The sequence below is a fragment of the Frankia sp. CeTa3Moorea genome, from assembly GCF_978021225.1.
The window spans coordinates 1-6,546 of record NZ_CDXDOR010000208.1; the positions used below are offsets into that span (position 1 = coordinate 1).

At 72.0% G+C, this 6,546-nt stretch carries 7 protein-coding genes; 3 read left to right on the forward strand and 4 right to left on the reverse strand.

Translation table 11 applies throughout. The features are described 5' to 3' along the window. Positions 1-67: 67 nt before the first annotated feature. Positions 68-1,255 (forward strand): LLM class flavin-dependent oxidoreductase, encoded by a 1,188-nt coding sequence (locus AC08OV_RS22550; protein ID WP_476615340.1) that lies wholly within the window; start codon positions 68-70, stop codon positions 1,253-1,255. A 211-nt stretch (positions 1,256-1,466) separates the two neighbouring features. After that, positions 1,467-2,207, forward strand: coding sequence for a FadR/GntR family transcriptional regulator (locus tag AC08OV_RS22555; RefSeq protein WP_476615339.1), 741 nt, complete (start codon positions 1,467-1,469; stop codon positions 2,205-2,207). Positions 2,208-2,300: 93 nt separating this feature from the next. On the opposite strand, the gene AC08OV_RS22560 is transcribed toward AC08OV_RS22555, so the two are convergent. Further along, the gene (locus AC08OV_RS22560) at positions 2,301-2,771 is read right to left on the reverse strand and encodes a response regulator transcription factor (RefSeq protein WP_462188140.1); all 471 of its coding nucleotides are present in this window, start codon (positions 2,769-2,771) and stop codon (positions 2,301-2,303) included. Between the two features lie 732 nt (positions 2,772-3,503). Between AC08OV_RS22560 and AC08OV_RS22565 the strand changes: the two genes are divergently transcribed. Continuing rightward, the gene (locus AC08OV_RS22565; RefSeq protein ID WP_476620273.1) at positions 3,504-3,794 is read left to right on the forward strand and encodes an SDR family oxidoreductase; all 291 of its coding nucleotides are present in this window, start codon (positions 3,504-3,506) and stop codon (positions 3,792-3,794) included. 28 nt (positions 3,795-3,822) lie between these two features. On the opposite strand, the gene AC08OV_RS22570 is transcribed toward AC08OV_RS22565, so the two are convergent. From AC08OV_RS22570 to AC08OV_RS22580, 3 genes are all read right to left on the reverse strand, one after another. Further along, positions 3,823-4,362 carry a pyridoxamine 5'-phosphate oxidase family protein gene (locus AC08OV_RS22570; RefSeq protein ID WP_476615337.1) on the reverse strand — a complete coding sequence of 180 codons (540 nt, stop codon included), beginning with the start codon at positions 4,360-4,362 and terminating at the stop codon, positions 3,823-3,825. Positions 4,363-4,563: 201 nt separating this feature from the next. Then, on the reverse strand, positions 4,564-5,349 hold the full coding sequence (locus AC08OV_RS22575) for a GNAT family N-acetyltransferase (protein WP_476615336.1): 786 nt from the start codon (positions 5,347-5,349) through the stop codon (positions 4,564-4,566). Beyond that, positions 5,346-6,272: an NADP-dependent oxidoreductase gene (locus tag AC08OV_RS22580; RefSeq protein WP_476615335.1), complete on the reverse strand. Its 927-nt coding sequence runs from the start codon at positions 6,270-6,272 to the stop codon at positions 5,346-5,348. The genes AC08OV_RS22575 and AC08OV_RS22580 overlap by 4 nt, the downstream gene beginning before the upstream one ends. Positions 6,273-6,546 lie beyond the last annotated feature (274 nt).

The window sequence follows — 6,546 nt, forward strand, 5'->3', positions numbered from 1 at the left end:
GCCACCCACCGCCCGGCCACCCACCGTCTGAGGAGATCCCGATGCGCCGCATCTTGGATCCGACCCGATGACCGCCCTCGCGGAGCTGCGTCTCGCCGTCGCTCTGGACGGAGCCGGGTGGCATCCGGCGGCCTGGCGGGAGCCCGATGCCCGCCCGGCCGAGCTGTTCACCGCCCGCTACTGGACCGACCTCGTCCTGGAAGCCGAACGCGGGCTGGTCGACTTCGTCACCATCGAGGACTCCCTCGCCCTGCAGACCTCCCGTCTCGACGGCCCCGACGGGCGTACCGACCAGGTCCGCGGCCGCCTGGACGCTGTCCTGACCGCCGCCCGGGTCGCCCCCCTGACCAGCCACATCGGCCTCGTCCCCGCAGTCACCACCACCCACACCGAGCCGTTCCACATCTCCAAGGCCATCGCCACCCTGGACTACACCAGCACTGGCCGCGCCGGGGTGCGCGTCCAGGCCCTGCGCCCCGGCGAAACTCCCCACCTCGGCCGACGCGACCTCCCCACCATCGCCGACTACCAGACCCACCAGGCCCAGGCGGTCATCTTCCAGGCCGGCGACTCGGGAGCCGGCCGCGAGTTCGCCGCCTCGTCCGCCGACGCGATCTTCAGTCGGCACAGCACGTTCGACGCGGGCCAGGCCTTCTACGCCGACATCAAGGGCCGCCTGGCCCGCCACGGCCGCAGACCCGAGCAACTGGTGGTCCTGCCGGCGGCGGCCTTCGTCCTCGGCGACACCGACGCCGAGGCGCGGGAACGGGCCGGCGTGATCCGGCGCCAGCAGGTCAGCGGGGCGACGGCGATCCTGTTCGCCGAGCAGCTCTGGAACCGCGACCTCTCCGGCTACGACCCGGACGGCCCGGTGCCCGAGGTCGACCCGGTACCGGGGGAGAACACCATCTCGAAGGGCCGGGCCAGCGTGCGGATGTTCGACGACCGGCAGGCGACCGTCCGGCAGTGGCGCGAGCTCGGCGAGGCGAAGAAGCTCTCGCTGCGCGAGGTGGTCATCGAGGTCACCGGACGGCAGTCGTTCATCGGTTCGGCCGCCACCGTAGCCGAGACGATCAACAAGTTCGTCCAGGAGGACGCCAGCGACGGGTTCATCCTCGTCCCGCACATCACCCCGGGCGGGCTGGATGAGTTCGCCGACACGGTCGTGCCGCTGCTCCAGGAGCGCGGCGTATTCCGCACCGACTACTCGGGGACGACGCTGCGCGAGCACCTCGGTCTCGCTCCGCTCGGGTAACGGGCTGCCCGGTCGGGCTGCCCGCTCGGCCCGCTCGGCCCGCTCGGCCCGCTCGGCCCGCTCGGCCCGCTCGGCCCGCCGTCTCGAACTCCTCGCCGGCGGTGTTGTCTTCGGTACCTGAAACTCACAGGTACCTGAAAGTATGATGCTGTTCGCGTCATGCTCGGGAGGCGTCACGCTCGGGAGGAGGGACGCTCGGGAGGAGGGACGCATGGAACGGGTGGCCGCGGTGAACACGGCGACGGCGGTCGCTCATGTTCTGCGGGAGGAGATTCTTAGCCGGCAGGACGGCGACCTGTACCTCGGCCAGGAGAACGAGCTGCTGGCCCGGCTCGGCGTCAGCCGGCCGTCGCTGCGTCAGGCGGTGCGGCTGTTGCAGGCCGAGGGGATCCTCACCGTCCGCCGGGGTCATCACGGCGGTCTGTACGGGCAGCGGCCGGACGCGGCCGGGGTCGCCCACATGGCGTCGGTCTTCCTGCGCACCCGTAGGGCCTCGTTCGCCGACCTCAGCGCGACCCACGCCCTCATCACCACCGAATGCGCCCGGCTCGCCGCGCTCAATCCGGATCCGGCCGAGCGGGGTCGGCTGCTGACCTTCGTCGACAGCGCCGTCGACGGTGCCGTCAACGCCGCCGTTGACGGCACCGCCGGTGGGGATGCCCGCGACCATGCCCGGACCCGGGCGCAGTGGGGCGTGCTGCTCGCCGAGATCGCCCGCAGCCCCACCCTTCAGCTCTTCGAGGACGTGCTCGGCTCGCTGTCGCAGTACCCGGCCTCGCGGCCGTTCCTGCCCGACCCCGCCAGCGTCGCCCTGGCCTGGGAGCAGTGCCGGTGGATCGCCGAGGCGGTGCGGGACGGCGATGCCGACACCGCCGCCGCACTGTGCCGTGAGCACGGGGACGCGATGGCCCGCTACCTCCGCGACCAGCCGGAGGATCTCCTCGGCTGGTGAGCCGTCCGGGGCCGGGTCCATGCCGCCGCCTGGTCACGGTCCGCGCGTCGTCTCGCCGGGGGGCTACGGCGCCGCCTCGGTCCAGCGGGCCGCTCAGTCCAGCAGACCGCTCTGCCGGGCGGCGTGCACGGCTGCCGTACGGTTACGGACCCCCATCTTGCGCATGATGCTGCGCATGTAGGTCTTCACGGTCTCGGCGCGGATCGTGAGGTGCTCCGCCGCCTCGACGTTGGAGCAGCCAGTGGCCACGAGGGTCAGCACCTCCATCTCCCGCAAGGTGAGGCGGAAGGGCGGCGGCTTCGGCGGGCCGGGCGTGACGACCGGTTCGTTGCGCAGCAGGGAGTAGATGTGCAGGATCTGCCGCCTGAGATGGGGGGCCGTCATCTGGGCGCTCAGCTCCAGCAGCTCGATCTGGGCCAGGCGGACCCGCTCCCGCTGCGTGCGAGAGTCGGGCGGCTGTCCATCGGCGACGAATGGTCCCGGTGCGCGGTCAAAGCCGGCAGGGGTCATCGTCCGGTGCAGGCGCACCTGCATCGGGATCGAATCCGATGCCACTGGGCCCATTATGCTCCTCTCCCTATCCACGTCGATAACCCGGCTACCTCCGGATGGGCGCCCCCGGACAACCAGGCGCGTACCGGTGTATTCATGAAGGGGCGGTCGGTCCCGGGATCAGCCGTACACCACCTTTGTGTGATGCCTTCCATGATCCGGTCGCGGGTGAAGTGGGCACACTGCCACGTCGGCTCCGCTCCAGGCTGGCCGTCCGTCTTCGTCGGATGCCCGCTGCCGGCTACATCGAAAAGGTTATCTCCTTGCTCCGGCCGGTCGTCAATGGTGTCGCTCCCATGCCAAGAACATACTGCTCCCCCCCGGCCGGAAGGCCCGAGGGTAGTCTTGAATGCTACCCCGAAAGGGGCTCCTTCGGGTGCGTCATGCCACGTCGCCGCACCAAAGTCCTCCTCGGTTTGAGGGGGCGCGAAGGAAATTCCTGAAGGCAGGCGGGAACCCGCACGTCAGCGGGTTGACGGCGGGCAGCGTAAACGGCCTCGGGGGTTATCCGATGAGCCCGCCGGGTTAATAGGTGGGACGACGGCGGATGATGTGGGCGGATGCACGGGAATCCGCGCGGGTGGATGGTAGGAATAGGCCGGACTGGCCGTGGCGGCCGCGGCCACACCCGGTCGGAACCACCCGGTCGGAGTTAGCCGGTCGGAGCCACACCCGGTCGGAACCACCCGGCCCGAGCTCGCCGGCCGGTACAACGTCTGCCGCCAGGTCGGCTTCCACGGGCTGATGGCCGACGGCGGCATGGCGGCATGGCGGAGTTCACTATCGGCGTTCACTATCGGCTGGGCGATCGCGTTGCGCCTCGCGGCGGCCGGCGCGGACATCGCCGAAAAGCTCGGCGGCCAGCTGGGCCTCGGCAAGGGGCAGGCGCTCGAGCAGTACGCCGCCGGGATCCCGCTCGGCCGCGGGCAGATACCCGAGGAGGTGGCCGCCTTCGTGTCCTATCTGGCCGGTCCGGACTCCGCTTACATGACCGGGCAGTCGGTGGTGATCGACGGTGGTCTCGTGATGCGCTGAAAGGCGGGTTTCCGCTCGAGCCGGCGGGTCAGGAGTGGATGATGGCCCGGCCGGTCATCGACTCGGGCAGGATCCGTACCCAGTGCGGATGCTCGACGCGGTCCGCCCAGGGCTTGAGTCCCGTCCGCTCGAGCCTGGACAGCGTGCCCGGGTCGGTGACGGACACGGCCTTCCCGCTGATCAGGACGCTCCAGCCGCTGCGGGACGCCGGATCGCGCCCGTCGGCCTCGAAGCTAACCGCGTCCTCCTCGATCGCGGCGGTCAGCTTCGAGCCCACGGCCGTCCGGAAGGCCACCGCCTCCCCGTCCATCACGTAGTTCACCGGCAGCACGAGGACCTCCCCGTCCGCCCGGAACGCCACCCGGCCGAGCTGCTCGTTCCCGAGCAGCCACAGGCAGGTTGCGGGGGACAGCACCCCGCCACCGGCATGGTCGAAGGCGAATGCCACCCTGATGCTGGTCCCGGTGGTCTGGGTCGGTGTCTGCGTCGTGGGCATGGCCAGCTCGGTCCGATCGGTCGGTGAAGCCACGGTGACGAGCGCCGGCGCGCCCGCGTTCGGCGGGGTCATCGCGTCATCCCCCTCGTTCTGGGTCGTCGGCGTACCTCACACTTCTGAACGGTAGTCGGACGGGGCGACCGCGGGCAGGGCCGGTCGTCGCGCCGGCGCGGGTCGTCCGACCGGGGGATGGCCTGCCGGTGGTCCGCACCGGCCCGCGGGGAAGGCGTTCGCCACGCGGGCCGGTGCGGTGGTTACGCGGCCGGGCGGTGGTTACGCGGCTGGCTCGATATCCGGTATCTGCGCGGCGCGGAACGTCACCTCACGCCGCAGCCGGAACCCGAGCGACTCGTAGAGCCGGATCGCGTTCGTGTTGGTCGCCGCGGCGTGCAGGAACGGTGTCTCTCCGCGGGCCCGGATGCCCGCGGCGACCGCGCGGACGAGCCGGGTCGCGAGGCCTTGGCCCCGGTGGCCCGCGTCCGTGCAGACGGCGCTGATCTCGGTCCAGCCGGGCGGGTGCAGCCGTTCCCCGGCCATCGCCACCAGGGTGCCGTCCCGCCGGATGCCGAGGTACGTGCCGAGCTCGATCGTGCGGGGCAGGAACGGCCCGGGTTTGGTGCGTTCGACCAGCGCGAGCATCTCCGGCACGTCCGCGGGCCCCAGCCGCACGGCCTCCTCGTCCGGGAACGCGTCGACCCCCTCGTCCACGAGCTGCGCGCCGTCGAAGCTTGCCTCTTCCCAGCCGGGCGGCGGGGAAGCGTCGATGCCGGTGAACGGCACGATCGCGCCCGGGCCGAGCAGCACTGCGGCGTTGCGCCAGGTGCCCTCGTCGGGCACGTCCGGCAGGGCGACGAACGGTGACACGTTGACCGGGTAGCGCAGCACGTCACCGACCCGCTCGGCGAAATGCGCGTGCGGACCCAGGAGGGAGGAACGGACGGGGTTGTTCAGCACGTGCTGGCCGGTCGCGTGCCGCCTGGGCTCCTGCCGGTCGGGCTCCTGCCGGTCGGGGACATGCCGGTCGGGGACATGCTGTCGGGGAACGGCAAGCTCGGTCACGCGGCGACCTCGATCACGATCTTGCCGCGGGCGTGGCCGTTCTCCACCGCGCGCAGCGCCGCCGGGGCCTGGTCCAGCGGGAAGGTTGCGGTCACGAGCGGGTCCAGCGCGCCGTCCACGACCAGCTGGGCGACCGCGTCGAGCACGCGGCTGTCCCGGGCCCGCTGGACCGTCGTCCCGCCGTGCCGGTCGCTCGCCCCGGACAAGGCTGTGACGAGCTTCGACCGGTCCGCGAGGACCTCGACGACGTCGTCCAGCGTCTCGCCCCCGACGAGATCGTAGATTCCGTCGACCCCCCAGGGCGCGGCGGCCCGCACCCGGTCCGCGATGCCGGGGCCCGGCTCGACGTGCGCGACGCCGAGGGCCTCGACGAAGTCCTTCTTGCCGGCGCTCGCGGTGCCGACGACCGTCAGGCCCGCCTGCCGGGCGATCTGCGCGGCGGCCACTCCCACGCCGCCACCCACACCGGTGATCAGCAGGGTGGCGCCGGGCGGCAGGGCCAGCTGGTGCACGCCGTCGTAGGCGGTCGCCGCCGCGACCGGCAGCGTCGCCGCGGCCACGAAGGACACCGCGGCCGGCTTGCGCGCGCTCTCCCCGGCGGTCAGCACCGTGTACTCGGCGTAGCCACCGCCCGGCGCGCTGCCGAACACCTCGTCGCCGACGGCGAATCCGTCGACGTCCGGGCCCACCTGCGTCACCACGCCGGCGGCCTCCACTCCGAGTACGACCGGAAACACGGCTGGCGGGGCGGCCGGCAGCCGCAGGCCGCCCCGCAGCTTCCAGTCCACGGGGTTGACCCCGGCGGCACGTACCGCGATCGTGAGCTGACCCGGCCCGGCCACCGGGATCGGGAGGTCGGCGAATGCCTCCACCTCCGGACCGCCGTGGCCGCTGTAGACGTACGCCTTCGGCACCACAACCACCGTTCCCTTCGCCGTTTCCCCTGGCCGTCCCGCCGCGGCCGTCCCGCCGCGCCGAGACCTCCGCGATATCCGCGATATCCGCGATCGGCGTCTACGCCGACCGCGGTCACCTACAACACCGGGCCGGGCCGCCACCTTCCGGCGGTGGCCGGCACCGGGGCGGCGGCGCCTGCCGCGGTCAGGCCGATAGTCAGATTCTGGTTCTGTTCGACGTCGAAGAAGGGCCGAAGAAGATCGAAGGAGGTCAGGGGAGGTCAGGGGAGGTCAGGGGAGG

Coding starts and splice junctions, on each gene's coding strand:
- AC08OV_RS22555 (WP_476615339.1), top strand. CDS start 1,467: ATGGAACGGGTGGCCGCGGTGAACACGGCGACGGCGGTCGCTCATGTT.
- AC08OV_RS22560 (WP_462188140.1), bottom strand. CDS start 2,771: ATGGGCCCAGTGGCATCGGATTCGATCCCGATGCAGGTGCGCCTGCAC.
- AC08OV_RS22550 (WP_476615340.1), top strand. CDS start 68: ATGACCGCCCTCGCGGAGCTGCGTCTCGCCGTCGCTCTGGACGGAGCC.
- AC08OV_RS22570 (WP_476615337.1), bottom strand. CDS start 4,362: ATGACCCCGCCGAACGCGGGCGCGCCGGCGCTCGTCACCGTGGCTTCA.
- AC08OV_RS22565 (WP_476620273.1), top strand. CDS start 3,504: ATGGCCGACGGCGGCATGGCGGCATGGCGGAGTTCACTATCGGCGTTC.